Source organism: Pseudarthrobacter lactosi, assembly GCF_055412785.1.
This window is the reverse complement of sequence record NZ_JBVAYS010000002.1, coordinates 261,818-280,526: the sequence shown is the minus strand read 5'-3', so window position 1 is coordinate 280,526 and position 18,709 is coordinate 261,818. Positions and strand designations below refer to the sequence as shown.

Annotated in this window: 12 protein-coding genes; 8 read left to right on the top strand and 4 right to left on the bottom strand. The window is 61.7% G+C overall.

Going from position 1 to position 18,709, the window contains the following annotated elements; translation table 11 throughout:
• Nucleotides 1-278: 278 nt before the first annotated feature.
• The 4 genes from ACZY0Q_RS11195 to glpX all read left to right on the top strand — a co-directional run bounded on the left by ACZY0Q_RS11195 (nt 279) and on the right by glpX (nt 5,609).
• Nucleotides 279-2,030, top strand: a complete 1,752-nt coding sequence (locus ACZY0Q_RS11195; RefSeq protein WP_463916794.1) for a glycerol-3-phosphate dehydrogenase/oxidase — start codon at nt 279-281, stop codon at nt 2,028-2,030.
• Nucleotides 2,031-2,191: 161 nt separating this feature from the next.
• Nucleotides 2,192-2,941, top strand: a complete 750-nt coding sequence (locus tag ACZY0Q_RS11190; RefSeq protein WP_463916791.1) for an MIP/aquaporin family protein — start codon at nt 2,192-2,194, stop codon at nt 2,939-2,941.
• Between the two features lie 48 nt (nt 2,942-2,989).
• Complete coding sequence (glpK, locus tag ACZY0Q_RS11185) at nt 2,990-4,507, top strand: glycerol kinase GlpK (RefSeq protein ID WP_463916788.1); 1,518 nt, start codon at nt 2,990-2,992, stop codon at nt 4,505-4,507.
• Between the two features lie 64 nt (nt 4,508-4,571).
• On the top strand, nt 4,572-5,609 hold the full coding sequence (glpX, locus tag ACZY0Q_RS11180; protein ID WP_463916785.1) for a class II fructose-bisphosphatase: 1,038 nt from the start codon (nt 4,572-4,574) through the stop codon (nt 5,607-5,609).
• 408 nt (nt 5,610-6,017) lie between these two features.
• Here glpX and ACZY0Q_RS11175 read toward each other — a convergent pair whose 3' ends face one another.
• Complete coding sequence (locus tag ACZY0Q_RS11175; RefSeq protein WP_463916782.1) at nt 6,018-7,073, bottom strand: 2,3-butanediol dehydrogenase; 1,056 nt, start codon at nt 7,071-7,073, stop codon at nt 6,018-6,020.
• 82 nt (nt 7,074-7,155) lie between these two features.
• Nucleotides 7,156-8,946, bottom strand: coding sequence for an NAD(P)-binding domain-containing protein (locus tag ACZY0Q_RS11170; RefSeq protein ID WP_463916780.1), 1,791 nt, complete (start codon nt 8,944-8,946; stop codon nt 7,156-7,158).
• Between the two features lie 182 nt (nt 8,947-9,128).
• Between ACZY0Q_RS11170 and ACZY0Q_RS11165 the strand changes: the two genes are divergently transcribed.
• Nucleotides 9,129-10,460 (top strand): GAF domain-containing protein, encoded by a 1,332-nt coding sequence (locus ACZY0Q_RS11165; RefSeq protein ID WP_463916778.1) that lies wholly within the window; start codon nt 9,129-9,131, stop codon nt 10,458-10,460.
• A gap of 19 nt (nt 10,461-10,479) precedes the next feature.
• On the opposite strand, the gene ACZY0Q_RS11160 is transcribed toward ACZY0Q_RS11165, so the two are convergent.
• Both ACZY0Q_RS11160 and ACZY0Q_RS11155 read right to left on the bottom strand, forming a co-directional pair.
• Nucleotides 10,480-11,409, bottom strand: a complete 930-nt coding sequence (locus ACZY0Q_RS11160) for a hypothetical protein (RefSeq protein WP_463916775.1) — start codon at nt 11,407-11,409, stop codon at nt 10,480-10,482.
• Between the two features lie 44 nt (nt 11,410-11,453).
• Nucleotides 11,454-12,773, bottom strand: coding sequence for an AAA family ATPase (locus tag ACZY0Q_RS11155; protein ID WP_463916772.1), 1,320 nt, complete (start codon nt 12,771-12,773; stop codon nt 11,454-11,456).
• A gap of 381 nt (nt 12,774-13,154) precedes the next feature.
• On the opposite strand from ACZY0Q_RS11155, the gene ACZY0Q_RS11150 reads away from it, so the two are divergent.
• The 3 genes from ACZY0Q_RS11150 to ACZY0Q_RS11140 are packed head-to-tail and all read left to right on the top strand — an operon-like array spanning nt 13,155 to nt 18,516.
• The gene (locus ACZY0Q_RS11150) at nt 13,155-15,125 is read left to right on the top strand and encodes a type I restriction-modification system subunit M (protein ID WP_463916770.1); all 1,971 of its coding nucleotides are present in this window, start codon (nt 13,155-13,157) and stop codon (nt 15,123-15,125) included.
• The gene (locus tag ACZY0Q_RS11145) at nt 15,122-16,417 is read left to right on the top strand and encodes a restriction endonuclease subunit S (RefSeq protein ID WP_463916768.1); all 1,296 of its coding nucleotides are present in this window, start codon (nt 15,122-15,124) and stop codon (nt 16,415-16,417) included. Before ACZY0Q_RS11150 ends, ACZY0Q_RS11145 begins: the two co-directional genes overlap by 4 nt.
• Entirely contained in the window at nt 16,414-18,516 is a 2,103-nt protein-coding gene (locus ACZY0Q_RS11140) for a GmrSD restriction endonuclease domain-containing protein (protein WP_463916765.1), read from the top strand. Before ACZY0Q_RS11145 ends, ACZY0Q_RS11140 begins: the two co-directional genes overlap by 4 nt.
• Nucleotides 18,517-18,709 lie beyond the last annotated feature (193 nt).

The window sequence follows — 18,709 nt, the reverse complement described above, 5'->3', positions numbered from 1 at the left end:
GTCCAGCCCGTCAAGAGGGGAGGTTGGCAGGTGCATAGGAGATGGCTTCAGATCCCGCAGGCAATACATCCGTGCCGCGCGGAAAAATCCCCCGGTTTCCGGGGGCCAGCGGCCGTGCCGCGACACCCCCACCGCGGCCCCGCAGAGGGGAAACGGCCAGCATCCTCGGTTTTGCACGTTTGTGCAGAAGGCTTGAACATATTCCCGCAGTGTTCGAAGAATGAAAGGGAAGGCGCCGCAGGGTGCGAAGAACAAGCTGCAAGGGAGCAACTTTGAGCATGCATGAATCCACCGGTGACCACAGCCCGGCCTCTTCCCGCACGACGGTTGAGAGCCTGCGTAAACGCCCCCGAGCTAAGGTGCTGATCATCGGCGGGGGCATCAACGGGGTCGGCACTTTCCGGGACCTGGCGCTGCAGGGCGTGGACGTGGCCCTGGTGGAACGGGGGGACTACTGCCAGGGTGCGAGCGGTGCCTCGTCCCATATGATCCACGGCGGGATCCGCTACCTTGAAAACGGCGAATTCCGCCTCGTCAAGGAATCGGTCACCGAACGCAACCGGCTCCTCAGGCTCGCCCCGCACTATGTTAAGCCGCTGAAAACCACGATTCCGATCTTCAGCACCTTTTCCGGCGTGCTGGCCGCCCCGCTGCGGTTCCTGACGCACAAACAGCACGGCACACCCAAGGAGCGGGGGGCCTTCCTGATCAAAATCGGACTGAGCCTCTATGACTCGTTCTCCCGGGACGGCGGCACCGTCCCGCGGCACGAGTTCAAGGGGCGAGCCAAGGCCCTGGCGGAACTTCCTCATCTCAATCCAGGCGTGAAATACACGGCAACCTATTTCGACGCGTCCGTGCACAACCCTGAGCGGCTCACCCTGGATGTCCTCCAGGACGGGCAGAAGGCCGCCGGCTCCGGCAATGACACAGCCCGCGCCGCCAATTACGTCAGCGTCAGCGGCATCGGCGACGAAGGGGTCCAACTCCGTGACGAACTCACGGGTGAGACGTTCTCCTTCACGGCCGATGTGATCGTGAACACGACCGGGGCCTGGGTCGACTTGACCAACGAGGCGCTGGGCTCGCCTTCCCTGTTTATGGGAGGGACCAAGGGATCCCATATCGTGCTGGATCACCCCGCACTGTCCGACGCCTGCCAGGGCAGCGAAATCTTCTTCGAACACACGGACGGCAGGATCGTCCTGATTTACCCAATGGGGGACCGTGTCCTGGTCGGCACCACGGACATCCGCGCCGACATGGACGAGGACGCCGTCTGCACCGACGAGGAGATCACATACTTTTTCGACCTGATCAAACACGTCTTTCCTGATATCACGATCACCCGGGAGAGCATCGTGTACAGCTTCGCCGGGGTGCGCCCGCTCCCGCGTGATGAAGCCGAGCACCCCGGGTTCGTCTCCCGCGATTACCGCATTGAACGCCGCGACCGTGACATCGCCGGCACCAACGTTCCGGTCCTGAGTCTTGTCGGCGGCAAATGGACGACTTTCCGGGCCCTGTCCGAGCATGTGACCAACGATGTCCTGGCGATCCTCGGTCACAAACGGAGCATCTCCACCGCCAAGCTTCCCATCGGCGGCGGAGCGGACTTCCCGCCCACCGAGACCGATGTGCAGGCCTGGATCACAGGCCACGTGTCCGATGATCTGGACGCCGGACGCGTCGAAGGACTGCTGACCCGCTACGGCACCCGTGCAACCGACGTCATCACCTACCTCACCGCCGGCGAGGACCGTGCCCTGAGCTCGACCCGCGAGCTGAGCCTGCGCGAAATCGAGTTCATGGTCCGGCACGAGCAGATCGGACACCTGATCGATGTCCTCATCCGGCGCACGTCCCTGGCCTTCCGGGGCCTGGTCACCGCCGAACTCCTCACCGAGCTGGCCCAGGCCCTCGCGGGACCGCTCGGCTGGGATACGGCCAGGATGGCCCAGGAAATCACGCACGCACAAAACGTGCTGCAGCGTTTCCACGGGGTCCCGGTACAAAGCCAGATTTCGTGACGCACAGCAAGGCCACGCACTAAAAGCCGGGCCGCTGCTTTGCCGCGGATCCGGACCCGACAGCGGGCGGGGCCGGGCGGAACTAGGCCTGGCGCTCCCGCCCCCGACTGCCGGTCATCACCCGAGACCGGCCACAAACAGAACAATAAGAGGAGTCAAAGATGTCTCTTGGAATTATCTTCCTGTCCGAAATATTCGGCACCGCGATGCTGACGTTGCTCGGCTGCGGTGTCGTCGCCAACGTTGCCCTAAAAGGAACGAAGGGAAACAACGGCGGGTTTCTCATGGTCACCTGGGGCTGGGGCATCGCCGTCTTCGCCGGTGTGTTCATCGCAGCAAAATCCGGCGCCCACCTCAACCCGGCCGTCACGCTGGGCCTGATCCTCAACGGCAAGAAGGAATTCGTCCCCGGCATCCCGGTCGATTTCCTGTCAACCATCACCTATTTCGGCGGCGAACTGACCGGCGCCTTCCTGGGCGCCGTGGTCTGCTGGCTGGCGCACAAGCAGCACTTCGACGCGGAGCCCATGGCAACCAGCAAACTGGCGGTGTTCTCCACCGGCCCGGCCATCCGCTCCACCCCGTGGAACCTGATCACCGAAATCATCGGCACCTTCGTCCTGGTCTTCGTCATCCTGACCTTCGGCGGCACGCCCTCCGGACTCGGACCGCTGGCGGTGGCCCTGCTGGTGGTCGGCATCGGTGTTTCCCTCGGCGGCCCCACCGGCTACGCCATCAACCCGGCCCGTGACCTCGGACCACGCATCGCACACGCACTGCTCCCGATCAAGGGCAAGGGCAAGAGCGACTGGTCCTACTCGTGGATTCCCGTCGTCGGTCCCCTGGCCGGCGGAGGACTGGCCGGCCTCGCCGCCGCCGCCGCGCCCATTGTATTCACCGCCGCACCGTAACCGTCGCGCCACCCGAACACCGTCATTCACTAAGACAAGGAAGTCATGATGAAGCAGTATGTAATCGCAATCGATCAGGGCACGACCAGCAGCCGTGCCATCGTTTTTGACCACAACGGCAATATCGTCTCCAGCGGCCAGAAAGAACACGAACAAATCTTTCCCCAGGCCGGCTGGGTCGAACACGACCCCGTCGAAATCTGGGACAACATCCGCGAGGTCATCGGCTCAGCGCTGTCCAAGGCAAACCTGACCAGCCACGACATCGCCGCCGTGGGCATCACCAACCAGCGCGAGACCGCCGTCGTCTGGGACAAGACGACGGGGCGTCCGGTGTATAACGCCATCGTGTGGCAGGATACCCGCACCCAGGACATCGTGGATCAGCTGGCAAGGTACGGCGGTGTGGACCGTTTCAAGAAGCAGGTCGGGCTGCCGCTCGCCACGTACTTCTCCGGCACCAAGATCAAATGGATCCTGGACAACGTCCAGGATGCGCGGGCCAAGGCCGAAGCAGGGGACCTGCTCTTCGGCACCACCGACTCCTGGGTGATCTGGAACCTGACCGGCGGCAGCACCGACGGCGGCATTCACATCACCGACGTCACCAACGCGTCCCGGACCCTGTTCATGGACCTGGAAACACTGCAGTGGGACAACAGCATCCTTGAGGAGTTTGATGTGCCCAGGTCCATGATGCCCGAAATCAGGTCCTCTTCCGAGGTCTACGGCACCGTCCACCACTCCCAGCTGCTGCGCGGAGTTCCTGTGGCCGGAATCCTTGGGGACCAGCAGGCTGCCACCTTCGGCCAGGCCGCGTTCGGCAAGGGCGAAGCCAAAAATACCTATGGCACCGGGTGCTTCCTGATCTTCAACACGGGCGAAGAGATCGTTCATTCCAGCAACGGCCTGTTGACCACGCTCGGCTACAAGCTGGGCAATGCGAAGCCGCATTACGCGCTGGAAGGTTCCATTGCCGTCACCGGATCGCTGATCCAGTGGCTGCGGGACAACCTGGGCCTGATCGATTCCGCCCCGGAGGTTGAGGCCCTGGCCGCGTCGGTGCCGGACAACGGCGGCGCCTACTTCGTACCGGCATTCTCCGGCCTCTTCGCACCCTACTGGCGTCCGGATGCCAGGGGCGCCCTGGTCGGGCTGACCCGTTTTGTCACCAAGGCACACATCGCCCGGGCGGCGCTGGAAGCCACGGCGTTTCAGACCCGCGAGGTGCTGGAGGCCGTCAACGCGGACAGCGGGGTGTCACTGACCGAGCTGAAGGTCGACGGCGGCATGGTGGCCAACGAGGCCCTCATGCAGTTCCAGGCCGACATCCTCGGAGTCGCCGTGGTACGGCCCAGAATCGTTGAAACCACGGCGCTCGGCGCCGCCTACGCGGCTGGCCTGGCCATCGGCTTCTGGAAAGACCTCGGAGAGCTCACCGCCAACTGGGGCGAGGACAAGCGCTGGACTCCGAAAATGGACGACGCCGAGCGGTTCCGCCAGCTCCGGCTCTGGAAAAAGGCCGTCACCAAGTCCATGGACTGGGTAGACGAGGATGTGAAGTAGGGCCCAGATCCGCCGCACGCTGACCGCCACGCATCCCCCACTACCGTTCAAGAATGAGGTCGCTATGTCTGACGCTTCCAGATCAACCCGCTATTCAATCCTGTCCCCGGCACTGGCCGTGGGCGACGACGAACCCGACCGGAACCTGGCGCTGGAACTCGTCCGCGTGACCGAAGCGGCCGCCATTGCCGGTGGCCACTGGGTCGGATTCGGCGACAAAAACAAGGCCGACGGCGCTGCCGTGGACGCCATGCGTTCCCTGCTGTCCACCGTCCATTTCAACGGCGTCGTCGTCATCGGTGAAGGCGAAAAGGACGAAGCCCCCATGTTGTTCAACGGTGAGCACGTCGGTGATGGCACCGGCCCCGAGTGCGATGTCGCCGTGGACCCGATCGACGGAACCCGCCTGGCTGCCCTCGGCATCAACAACGCCCTCGCCGTCCTCGCCGTGGCCGAGCGCGGCACCATGTTCGACCCCTCCGCCGTCTTCTACATGGAGAAGCTGGTCACCGGGCCGGAAGCCGCGGACGTCGTGGACCTGCGGCTGCCGGTCAAGCAGAACCTGCACCTCATCGCCAAGGCCAAGGGCGTCAAGGTCAACCAGCTCAACGTTATGATCCTGGACCGCGACCGCCACCGCGGGCTGGTGGAGGAAATCCGCGAGGCCGGTGCCCGGACCAAGTTCATCCTGGATGGCGACGTCGCCGGCGCGATCGCGGCCGCGCGCTCCGGTACCGGGGTCGACGCCCTCATGGGAATCGGCGGAACGCCGGAAGGCATCGTGACAGCCTGCGCCATTAAGACGCTCGGCGGCGTGATCCAGGGCCGGCTGTGGCCGACTAACGATGACGAGAAGCAGAAGGCCATCGACGCCGGCCATGACCTGGACCGGGTCCTTTCCACCGACGACCTCGTCACCGGCGACAACTGCTACTTCGCGGCCACCGGTATCACCGACGGCGACCTCCTCCGCGGTGTCCGCTACGCCAAGGACAAGGTGCTGACCCAGTCGATCGTGATGCGGTCCAAATCAGGCACCGTCCGCTTCGTCGACGGCGAACACCAGGCCCACAAGTGGGAATCCTATTCCCGCCAGGGCTAAAGGCAGGCAACCTCGCTGCCGCCGAAGGACAGTTTGAAAGTGGGTGACCTCCACCCATCCATGATCAGGCTGTCCTTCGGAGCGGCTCCGCACTCCAGCGGCGATCACGGTCTTATCCTTCGCATCCATCATCAACATCCGTTTCACGACGGAGACCAGCACCGGTAGAAGACCGGGAATTCAATGACGACGAAGTCACCGGTCCCGTCGACGCCACATGACGACGGGGTGCGCCGCCCCCGCCGTCGGCTGCCGGTGCCATCCCGGACAGCAAAGTCCTCAACGAGGGCGGTGTGGCAGCTCAGGCCTTGTGAACGCAACCAACTGGCCCGTTGGTAACGGCGTGGCGCGAAGGTGATCAACATGAGCACTCTCGAAACTGCCCTCAATAACGCATCACCGAGCACCCTACGGATGCACCAGCACCTTCACCGCCGTCTCCTTGTGGTTGATCAGGGTGTCGAAGCCCTGCTCCACCAGGTCCTCCAGCGCGATCCGCCCCGTGATGAACGGCTTCAAATCCACCTTCCCCTCCTGCACCAGCTTGATCACGGCGGGGTGGTCCCGGACGTAGGCGATGGTGCCGCGCAGGTCGATCTCCTTGAGCACCAGCTTCTGCATGTCCACCGTGGCCGGCGCACCCCAGATGGACACGTTGACCACCACGCCTGCCGGACGGACGGCGTCGAGCATGGTGTCCAGCACCGCGTTCACGCCGGCGCATTCGAAGGCGACGTCCGCCCCTGTACCGCCGGTGAGTTCCAGCACCCGCGCCGGGACGTCCTCCTTGCTGGGGTCCAGCACATGGTCAGCCACGCCGCTGGAAACCGCCTTCTCCTTGCGGGCCAGCGTCAGCTCGCTGACGATCGTGGTCACCCCCATGCCCTTGAGGACGGCCGCGGTGAGCAGCCCGATCGGACCTGAACCGCCCACCAGCGCCACGTCGCCCGCCTTCACGCCGCTGCGCGCCACCGCATGGTGCGCCACGGACAGCGGCTCGATCAGGGCCGCCTCATCAAGCGGAATGTCCCCAATGGGATGCACCCAGCGGGCGTCCACCACGATCTTCTCGCTCAGGCCTCCCCCGCCACCGGAGAGCCCGATGAACCCCATCTTGCGGCACAGGTGGTAATTGCCCGCCTGGCAGGAATCGCATTCGTCGCAGACAAAATAGGGTTCGACGACGACGTTGTCCCCCTTCGCGAGGCCCGTCACCCCTTCGCCGACTTCAGACACCGTCCCGGAGAACTCGTGCCCCAACGTCACCGGAGCCTCCTCCCCTGAGAGCGGGTGAGCATGCCCCGGTGCGGGGACGAAGATGGGGCCCTCGAGGTACTCGTGCAGGTCGGTTCCGCAGATGCCGCACCAGGCGACGTCGATCTTGACGGTCCCGGCGCGGAGCTCCGGCTCGGGCACATCCTCGATCCGGATGTCTTTCCTGCCGTGAAAACGTGCTGCCTTCATGATTTCTCCTCAAACTAACGGGTTTCGACAAGCTCAACCAACGGCGGCCGGGTTTCGACAGGCTCAACCACCGGGGCCGGGTTCAGCGCGCGTGGTGCGTTGGCTGCAGTTCGTACACCGGCGTTTCCAGTCCTTCCATCCGGGCTTTGAGCTGCAGGGCCAGGTAGGCGGAGTAGTGCCGGCTCTGGTGCAGGTTGCCGCCGTGGATCCAGAGGTTGGGGACATTGGTGGGCTTCCACATGTTGCGCAGCTCCCCTTCCCAGGGGCCTGGGTCCTTCGGGGTGTCTGAGCCGTACCCCCAACATCTTCCTACTTTGTCCGCGATTTCGGGAGAGACCAGGTCCGCCAGCCAGCCGTTCATGGAGCCGTAGCCGGTGGCGTATACAATCAGGTCGGCCTCCAGCTCAGTGCCATCACCAAGGACTACGGCGTTGCCGGTGATCTTGGAAACCTCCCCCGAGCGAAGCTGCACCCGGCCGTCGATGATCAGCTGGGAGGCGCCGACGTCGATGTAGTAGCCGGAGCCGCGCCGCAGGTACTTCACGAACAGCCCGGACCCGTCCACGCCGAAGTCCAGATCGAACCCGGCGGCCTCCAGCTGGGAGTAGAACTCGGCATCCCGGGCAGCCATCGCCTGGTACACCGGCACCTGTGCCTCGGGCAGGATCCGCAGCGGCAGCGATGCGAACAGCAGGTCGGCCTTCTCCGTGGTCACCCCGGCCGCGAGCGCCTTCTCGGAGTACAGGTCCCCCAGCGCCAGGTCCATCAGCGACTCGCTCCGGGCGATGTGCGTGGAGGACCGCTGCACCATGGTGACGTCGGCGCCGTGCTCCCACAGGTCCGCGCAGATATCGTGCGCGGAATTGTTGGAGCCGATCACCACGGCCTTCTTCCCACTCCAGTCTCCACCGCCCGGGTGCTGCGAGGAATGGCGCTGCTCCCCCAGAAAGGAGCCCGCGCCGTCGAACGCGGGAATGTTCGGGTAGCCGGAGACGCCCAGGGCGAACACCAGCTGCTTGGGGCGCAGCGTCACAGGCACCCCATCACGAACCACGTTGACCACCCATTCCTGGGTGCCGTCGTCGAACTCGGCGCCCAGGCACTCGGTGCCGGCCCAGTAGTTCAGCTCCATGATCCGGGTGTAGTGCTCCAGCCAGTCGCCGATCTTGTCCTTGGCGGCGAAGACGGGCCAGTCGTCGGGGAACTTCAGGTAGGGCATGTGGTCGTACCAGACGGGGTCGTGCAGGTGCAGGGACTTGTAGCGGTTCCGCCAGGAGTCGCCCGGCTTCTGGTTCTTCTCGATGACGAGGGTGGGGACACCGAGGCGCCGCAGCCGCGCCGCGAGGCCGATGCCGCCCTGCCCGCCGCCGATGATGACCGTATAAGGCTGCTCGTCATAGCCGAGCCGAGCCTCGCGATCCTGCTTCTGTTCCAGCCAGGAGCGGCGGCCCTTGATGATCTCGTGCGCCACGCTCTTCTCGCGGCGGGTCCCCTTCTTCTCCTCGAAGCCCTTCAGCTCCTGCATGGTGGTGAGCAGCGTCCAGCATTTGCCGTTCCGCAGCCGGAGGTGGCCGTAGCCGCGGGCGGCGGCAGTTTCGAACGTGATCCAGGCTTCCACGCTGCCGTCGGCGCCGGTGGCGTCCTCGGACAGGGCCCACCCAGAAGGCTGCACGTGGTCCAGCGTGGCCTCGAGCATCTGCCGGATGTCCGCTTTGCCTTCCAGCGTTTTCAGGTTCCAGGTGAACGCCACGAAGTCGCGCCAGTAGCAGTCGTCCTCGAAAAGCTCCAGCGCGGCGTCCACGTCGCGCCGCTGCAGGGCGGTATCCAGTTCCGTCAGCCAGGCCTGCGCGGCTGCGGTGGGTGTTTCGGTCATGTCCACTCCTTTGTGTCTGATGGTCCGTGTGTCTGTTGGTCCCGGCGGCCCCGTCCCGCCGGAATCCCCTGCGATATACTGGGACGGGCGTGAGCTGCATCACCATTGCAACGCAGTGGGGGTAACAACCGCGTTACACGGGCACTGCCGGCAAGGACGCCGCCGGTGAGGAGGACACTGTTTTGGACTACGGCCTGAGGTTTTCGGACCCGGCGAAGTACTCGCGCGCCCTGCGCCGCGCCCACGAACTGGTCATCTCCGGCATCCCGCGCCCGGAGATCCCCACCAACCTGGCGGATTCGTGGCGCCGCTCCATGGCCCTGGGCATCAGCCCGGACCAGCACAGCCCGCGGCACCTGCACGACGTCTCCGACGTCCTGGAACTGCGGCGGGAGCACCGGCTGCAGCAGGTCATGCCGGCGCTCAACGACCTGCTGGCCGACGATTCAAGTTCCGGCCGGCACCTGCTGGTGCTCACCGACGCCCGCGGCGAGATCCTGTGGCGGGTGGGCAGCCCGGAAGTGCTGCGGCGCGCGGACCGGCTGGAGTTCTCCGAAGGGGCCGACTGGTCCGAGGCCGGGATCGGCACCAACGCCATCAGCGAGGCGCTGGCCACCGGCCGGCCGGTGCAGCTGTTCTCCGCCGAGCACCTGGTACGCACCCACCATGAGTGGGCCTGCACGGCGGCGCCCATCACAGACCCGGCCACGGGCCGGCTGCTGGGAGTACTCGACGTCTCCGGACCGCTGGACACCATCAGCGCTGACACACTGCGGATGGTGCGGTGCGCCGTCAGGGTGGCGGAGTCACTGTTGGGAACGCCCGACGGCGGGACGTCCCTGGGTGCCTCTGCGCCCGTTCGTGCGTCCCGGCAGGCCGTCCGCCGAACGGCTGCTGCGGTGGAGTCGCTGGAGCTTCTCGGGGACAAACCCGCCGCAGTGTTTGCTGACGGCAGCCGCGTGACCCTGACACTGCGCCGAGCGGAGATCCTGGCGCTGCTGGATTCACGCGCCCAGGGCTGGTCCGCCGAGGAACTGGCCTATGAGCTTTATGGCGATGCGGGCACACCGCAGGCCATCCGGACCGAGATGTTCCGGGTCCGGTCCATGCTGGGCGATGCCGTGGAGTCGAACCCTTACCGGTTCGTAGCGGGCCTAGCGGGCTGTTCGGACTCGGGGCGTGTGCTGCGGCTGCTGCGCGAGGGACAGGTGGCCGAGGCGCTGGCGGCGTACCGGGCTCCCCTGCTCAGCCGCACCGGGACCATGGCCGTCCAGCTGCTCCGGGACCAGTTGGACCTGGCCCTCCGATCGGCCGTGCGGTCCAGCGGCGACGTCGGGCTGCTTGTCCGCTGGCTGTCCACGGATATGGGCTCCGCGGATTTTGACGCCGTCGAGACTCTGGGACGGTTAGTGGGCCGCGGGGATGCGCGGTATCTGGCGTTTCTGGCGTCCTGCAAGGTGGAGCATGTCCGGCAAGTGGAGGTGGCGGCGGGTAGAGGAACGTCAGCCAGCTAGGTGCCGGGAATGAGATGCCTCAGGAGGATTGAGGTTCCCGCTCAAAAAACGCACCAGGCTGTCGAAGCACCGAGGATCCGCTCCAAACTTCAAAGCGACGCATTCTATCGACCGTGGGCCAACCAGCACACCTTTCACTGGCGACGGTTGCCCGTAGCAAGCTCTCAAATTCGCGGAAATTGGGGTCCTCTGGTTGCTCCGATTGCTGATGGGTGAGCGCCAGAACTCGCGCTCCGAGGTCAACCAGCTCGTGTCCGTTAGCGAACCTTCGCCCCTTGCAGTAAGCGCAATCGGCTTTGTCGTGCAAACGACAGGGTTTCGAGGCATTAATACTCGACTCTTGGCGAATCCTATGAGTTTGCTCTTCCGACCACCCCATCAGCTCCTGGAACTCGACAAGAACGACGTCGAACGGCGCCGTTTCCAACGCCTGACAATAGCCATTCAAGTTCTTTATGTCGCGAACACCCATCTTTCGACGCCTTCCAGTCCGCTCATCGTGAAGCCGTGTAGGAAGTGCAATTCGGTTCGCAAGATCACGGATCATGCCAACGATGGTGGCCATTTCAAGGACGAACGAATGACAAGCCCGCGCCGCCGTGCGGAAGGATAGTAACGATCCGTCCTGCTCCGCAAATTTTCTAACAAGCAGCTCTTCGAAACCTCGGAGCCGAAAAAAGAGATCAGATTCCAAATCACGATGCTCACTCACTATCAGACCTTTATCTGCCAGCAGGTGACCGTTATCCTCACCATCGCAGTCAACCAGAAAAAGCGCGCGGCGTCTTTCTTGTTCATTCAGATAATTGCGGGCACCTACGCAATTTGCTTTCCCCATTCCTTTTTGGAGATGGACGGCATCCGCAAGAATCCCAGATAACGCGCTGGTATCAGCATGACTCTCAGCAACAATGACGGAATGATCTGATGGTATCGTCTGCAGAACCATACGGATCTTCTGCCCTAGTTGGCGACCGTTGAATTGCAAACTCGTCATATAGCATCAGCCATCGGAAATTCACATTCTGGCAGTTGAGCAATCAATGACGGCGCATGCGAAGCCATTAGAAACTTAAGACTTCTCCCCTTGCCCAAACTAATGAAATCCGACAACAAGTAGTCCTGCCATGCTACGTGCAGTGATATTTCTGGTTCATCAATAATAACCAACGAGTTTCTACGGCGACCAAAAATTAAGTCGAATGCGAGGATAACCAAATGCTGCTCGCCGGAACTCAATTGATCAGGTCGAATCTGGTATCCGTAGGCAGTCTCAAACATCATGCCCCTACGGCCACCGAGATGGACATGCTTGTCGCTCAGCCGGCGGTCAAGAAACGCCTTAAAGGCGCTGAGTTGCGTTTGTATTTCGCTTAGTTGGTCCAGGCGCTCCAGCGTCGACTGGAGTATGGCCGCCACTACCTGCCGAACAGCAGAAGTGTCACTAGCATCCGTCAGGAAGAGATCATCCTCTTGCTCTTGAGTCTCCAGCAAGCCGACAGTTCTTAAGCCACGGCTTCTTTCTCTTACTTCGCTCGCGAGACTAAGCACCTCACTTTGAGTTGGACCATGCCCCGACCTCATGGCCTCAACAACCCTTCGCGATAACCTCAGATCAAGACGTTCTGTACCTCGTCCGTACCGTGCCTGGGCTTGCGAAAGAATGGCCCCTATGTGATGGGCCGCCGCCATAATTGCACGTTCGTCGGAGGCCCCGCGCGTCCCCATGACACCAGCGTCAGGCAGGTCTAAGGCTTCCTGAAGGCGTCTGTCGCTAATGAACTCAACTGGAAAAAACTTGGAAAACTCGTTCAACCAGCCAGGAAGCTCTGGCTTCACCGCGCTAGAGTCCAGGTCTGCCAACGCTGTTCGACCTAGCCGATAATCGGCATATGACCTAGCGCTCCTTGGTCCCCGCTCTGTCAGGCGCATAAGCGCTCGCTCGGGGTCGTAATCGCTGTCTGCGAGTAGTTCCCTAACGCTGACCGGTAAATTTTGCAGGCCCTCACTCAGCCTGAGATCGTGAGAGCGTCCCCGCCACGTGATTATCGCGTGATTTGCCTCGTCATTTTTTTCTACAACAAACTCATCCCCGGAATCGAAGATAAGCTGCAAACTCAGAAAACGGAAAGAAAGCAATTGAAATGTATCAAGTTTCCCGGCCGCATATATGAGGCGTAGCACGGTTGACTTGCCGCTGCCATTTGGCCCAGTAAGTACCGTGGGGTGATCGGCGCCCAGCACAATCCTCAGATCGCGCTGACCGAACAAGCCCCTGATCCTGACTTCACGCAACTGGCCGGTAGCTTGCATACTAAATCATTTCCATCGTTAGCAGTTTGACCTTTTCGCTGTCATGAATCAAAAAACTCACCTCTCGGAGACACTTGATGTGCGTCTGAAGCTCCGACCCAACCCTAGCGCCCGTTACGACGTGCGAGCGTCAGCAGGCGTAATCCCAGGCGAGTCCCCACCTTTGGTTTTTACGCGCCTGTTTGGCCCCTGGTCGGTGGCTGGCGCAGGGAAGACCTCCGCTTCAACTCTTGGGCTCCATGGAACAAACCTCGGGGCCGCCACCATACAATGCATAGCAAGTACGTGCGTGATCGATGAACGCTGCACGGCAATGGGGACGATGCCAGCGGCAAGTCAAGTAGCCACTCCCCGCTGCCCGCAGCAAGGAAAGTGGGAGCAGTGGCCGGTAACAACAACGCCAACCTGGTGTGGAGCATCGCGAATATTCTGCGGGGCACCTACAAACCGGCACAGTACGGCTCGGTGATCCTCCCGTTCACCATCCTCCGCCGCCTGGACTGTGTTCTCGAAAAGACCAAGGATGCCGTCCTGAACGAGTCAGAGGCGAAGAAGGACCTGAACATCCCGCTGGACACCTTCCTGCAGAAGGCCTCGGGCCACAGCTTCTTCAACACTTCCAAATTCAACTTCGCCAAGCTCCTCGATGACCCCACCAACATCAAGGCAAACATCCTCAACTACGTCCAGGGCTTCTCGGAGAACACGCGGGACATCTTCGAGCGCTTCGAGTTCTACAAGACGCTCGAGAAGCTGGACAGCTCGGACCTGCTTTACCACGTCACCAAGGACTTCGCCGCGATCGACCTCCACCCAGAGGCCATTAGCAACATCGAGATGGGACTCATGTTCGAGGAGCTCATCCGCCGCTTCGCCGAAGCCTCCAACGAGACCGCCGGCGAGCACTTCACCCCGCGCGAGGTCATCCAGCTCATGGTCCAGCTGCTGCTGAACTACGACGACGACGTGCTCACCAAAGAGGGCATTGTCCGGTCCATCTACGACCCCACCGCCGGAACGGGCGGCATGCTCACCGTTGCGCAGGAACACCTACACGCGCTGAACCCGAGTGCATCCCTCGTTGCCTATGGTCAGGAAATCAACGACGAGTCCTACGCCATCTGCAAGTCCGACCTGCTAATCAAGGGCCAGGATATCTCCAAGATCTCCGTCGGGGACACCCTCGCCTTCGACCAGAACATCGGACAGCAGTTCGACTTCATGCTCTCCAACCCGCCCTTTGGCGTCGAGTGGAAGAAGATCCAGCCGCAGATCCAGAAGGAACACGAACTCCACGGCTTCGACGGCCGCTTCGGCCCGGGCCTCCCCCGGGTCAGCGACGGCTCGCTGCTATTCCTGCTCCACCTGGTCCGCAAGATGCGCCCGGCGCACGACGGCGGCTCCCGCATCGGCATCGTTCTCAACGGCTCACCGCTGTTCACCGGCGGCGCCGGCTCGGGCGAATCCGAGATCCGCAAGTACCTGATCGAGAACGACCTCGTGGAGGCCATCATCGCCCTGCCCACGGACATGTTCTACAACACCGGCATCGCTACCTACGTCTGGGTCCTCTCTAACAGCAAGAAGCAAAAGCACCCGGAGCGCGTCGGCAAGATCCAGCTCATCAACGGCGTCGACTTCTTCCAGAAGATGCGCAAGAGCCTCGGCTCCAAGCGCAAGGAACTCGGCCCAAAGGACATCGCGAGTATCGTCCAGCTCTACGGATCCTTCGAGGAGGACGGCGAGACCTCCAAGATCTTCAACAACCAGGACTTTGGCTACTCCACCATCACCGTCGAGCGCCCGCTCAAGCTGAACTTCGCCTTCACGCCTGCGCGGATCGACACCACATTGGCGCAGAGGCCTGTTGAGAAGCTGTCCGACGACGACCGGCAGCTTCTGGAGAAGGCCCTCCGCTCGCGCGTGGTCGAACCCTCCAAGGTGTACAAGGACCGCGAAGCTTTCCTCCGCGTCATGAAGCCCGCCCTCGCTGAGGTTGGCCTGAAACCGGGGGCTCCGGTGCTAAAGGCCGTTATAACTGGTCTCTCCGAACGCGACGAAAATGCCGACATCTGCAGGGGACCCAAGGGGACCCCCGAAGCCGATGCCGACCTCCGGGACACCGAAAACGTGCCCCTTGGTGAAGACATCCGAAAGTACTTCGCACGCGAAGTCCTCCCCCACGTCCCCGACGCCTGGATCGATGAGTCAAAGACCAAGGTTGGCTACGAGATCCCCTTCACGAAACACTTTTACAAGTACCTCGCGCCGAGATCGCTGGCTGAGATCGACGCTGACCTCAACCAGCTCATAGCTGAGATCACCACGCTCCTTGCCAAGGTGGAGAAGTGACCGAAATTTGGGAGGACACTCCTCTGCGATATCTTGTGGACCGGGTCGAGTCCGGGACAAGCGTGAATGCAGCAGACGTTGCGGCAGCTGAAAACGAACTTGGCGTACTCAAAACCAGCTGCGTGTCGCGGGGACTATTTGATCCCACTGAGAATAAACGCGTTAACGATGACGAGCGTGGCCGAGTGACCTGTCAGGTCCGCCCGGGCCGACTGATCGTAAGCCGGATGAACACCCCGTCACTCGTGGGGTCAGCCGGTTTCACCCATACAGCCCCTCCGAATCTCTACCTGCCGGATCGCCTATGGCAGATTTCAACGCGGAAGGCCGATGCTAAGTTTCTGTACTGGTGGATGCAGTCGAAAGAATACAAAGATCAGGTAAGACTGATTTGTGTAGGCACGAGCAGCAGTATGCAGAACCTCAGCCAGGACGATTTCCGGAGCTTCGTAGTCCCCACCCCGCCGATCAGTCTGCAGCGGACCGTCGCCCTGTTCCTGGATCGCGAAACTGCCCAGATCGACGAACTTGTCGACAAGCAAGTGCGGCTCATCGAGCTACTCGCCGAGAAGCGCCAGGCTGTCATCACACACGCTGTCACCAAAGGCCTCGACTCCTTGGCCACAACCAAAGATACCGACCTGGGTTGGGCGGGGATTGTAAACAGTGATTGGCCGGTAATGCCTCTCAAGCGGGCGGGGCGCGTATCGCTCGGCAAGATGCTCCAGCCGGAGCAAAAAGATGCTACGGACCGCAGGCTCCCGTACCTCAGGGCGGCCAATATTCAGCCACATGGGTTGGCTGTCGAAGACCGCCAACTGATGTGGTTCACCAAAGCCGAGCAGACGCACCTTTCTTTGAGGCGCGGAGACGTCGTTGTTGTCGAGGGCGGGGCGGGTTTCGGCCGAAGCGACGTCTTGTCAACGGATCTTGTTGGGTGGGCTTACCAAAACTCGATCAACCGTGTACGTCCAAATTTCGGGTTTGATGGTCGATTCATTAACTACGTGCTGCGGGCTATCAACGCCACAGAATTTAATGATGTGGTTTGCAACAAAGCAACTATTCCTCATCTAACGGCAGAGAAGTTGGAAAGACAGCTCCTTGCCGCCCCATCACAGTCGGAGCAGGAAAGAATCGCAGATTTTCTCGATCGTGAAACAGAAAAAATAGAAGCGCTCTCATCCAAGGCGCGGGACGTCATCAAACTTCTACACGAGCGTCGTTCCGCTCTCATCTCCGCCGCCGTCACTGGAAAAATCGATGTAACTACCGAAGGAGCGACGGCATGAGTACGGTGTTCAAGCCTGTCGGCTGGAAAGTCCAAGGCCTTGTCGATTCCGTCGAATCCGGAGTTGTCCAACTGCCTGACCTTCAGCGACCATTCGTATGGCCGAAATCTAAGATCCGCGATCTGCTCGACTCCATGTACCGCGGGTACCCTGTCGGCGAGCTGATGTTCTGGAATGTCTCGCAGGAAGAGTCGTCGCGAACGATTTCTGGTGCCACCGGACGGGTCGGTGCGCATCAGATCATTGACGGACAGCAGCGGCTCACCAGCCTGTACGCGGTTTTCAAGGGTGCGGCGGTCCGGGATGCGGAATACAACTCAAAGACGATGACCATTGCTTTCAACCCCATAAACGAAAAATTTGAGGTTGCCAACACTGCCATCGAGAAATCTGCGGATTGGATCGGCAACGTATCGGAGTTCTTCGGCAACCCGTTCAAGGTCCGGCGATCCTTCAAGAAAGGATATGAGGAAGCCCGCGGCGAGCTGACCGAGGAGATGGAGGAGCTCATAGAGGAGCGGCTCGCTCGCCTTGATAGCCTGCGCAATTATGAGTTCACAGTCGTTGAGATCCAGCCGGACGCTGACAAGAAGGTCGTCGCTGACATCTTCGTCCGGATCAACTCCGAGGGGGTGAGCCTCAAGGCGTCGGACTTCATCCTGACGTGGCTCAGTGTTTTCTGGCCGGAAGGACGCGAACGTCTTGAAGGCTTCGCTCGAGATTCTCGGCTAACTCCCCAGCGAGCCGGCGAGATCGCGGGCCGCACCGTGTCCTGGACGCCCATCAATAACTACCTTGCCGTTGACGCCGGTCAACTGGTGCGAGTCTTGGTCGCCGTAGGGCAGAACCGGGCTAAGCTTGGCGACGCGTACAACGCTCTCCAGGCGAAGGACCGCAGTACTGGCTTCGTCGTGCCTGAGCGGCAAGAGGCCGAGCTGGCAAAGCTTCAGGCAGCGCTGCCTGTCGTGCTCAAGGATCTGCACTGGACCGAATTCATCCGATGCCTCGCCGTGGCCGGCTTCAAATCGCGAAAAATGGTTACGTCGGACATGAACATCCTGTCTAGCTATGCACTCTGGATCCTGGGGCGAACACGCTTCGGCGTCGACGTGACTACCCTGCGGAACCTCATGGCCCGCTGGCTTTTCATGTCCCAGCTGTCCGGACGCTACACCGGAAGCGCGGAAACCCAACTCCAGAAGGATCTAGACCGTTTGACGGCCATCGATGGCAGCGATTCGAGCAGCTTTGTCTCGACAATCGAGACGGTCATTTCTGCTGAGCTATCGGACGATTTCTGGACCCTTCGCATGCCGGATTCGCTGGTGACATCGTCATCCGCCTTGTCACCGGCGTACCAGACTTACCTCGCCGCGCTGAATATTCTCGACGCGGACATGTTCATGCTGAGGAACAAAGTCCAACAGTGGATGGACCCCTCCTTGCCGGCGACCAAGGGAACGGAAGGCCATCATCTGAACCCTCGAAAATACCTGGAGAACGTTGTCGGCATCAAAGACCTCAAGAAGATCAACCAGGTTGCCAACTTCGCGCCGACGGACTGGAGCACCAATATCCTGATCTCCGACCGCCAGCCTGCCGAGTATTGGCCAGCTCTGGTGGCCGCACGCGGGTTCAGCGGGGACGCGCTGCGGCAGCAGATGTTCTGGCACGCTCTCCCTGAGGACTGGGAAACGATGGGCTACGAGGAGTTCCTCCAGGAGCGGCGAATCCTCATGGCCCAGGTCACGAGGGCAGGCTACGAGCAGCTCAAGTCCGGACAGTCGGTAGCGTCCCCGACGATAACGGTGATGGCACAGCCGGCTACCCATCTTGAAACCGACGTGGCGGACCTCGTCGAAGCGGGCATCCTCTCACCCGGTGATTTCCTCAGCCCTGCCGATGACTCCATCAGGATTCGGGCCGAGGTCACTGCAGACGGAGTGGTTGTCATTGACGGTCATGAGTTTTCCACCCTGGACGCCGCCGCGCATTACGCCGGCGCGGACAACGTTCCCGGGGCGGAGTATTGGCAGATGGAGAACGAGGAGGGCGAGCAAGTCGCCATCCAAGGCCTGATGAGTCCGGTTTCGCCATGAACACTTCACCGATCCAAGGCGCCACATACTACTTCCGCCACCGCAGTTGCGATCTAGAAGGGCGCCTCGTAGGTGAACAGATGCTGGTCATCGCAGGTTCATCCGCTCGTGCTGACTCTAGGCCCGGGGCGCCCGAGACAATCCTGAGTCGCCGAACCAGACTCGTGTCGGGCGGAGCTGCCGAAGTCGACGG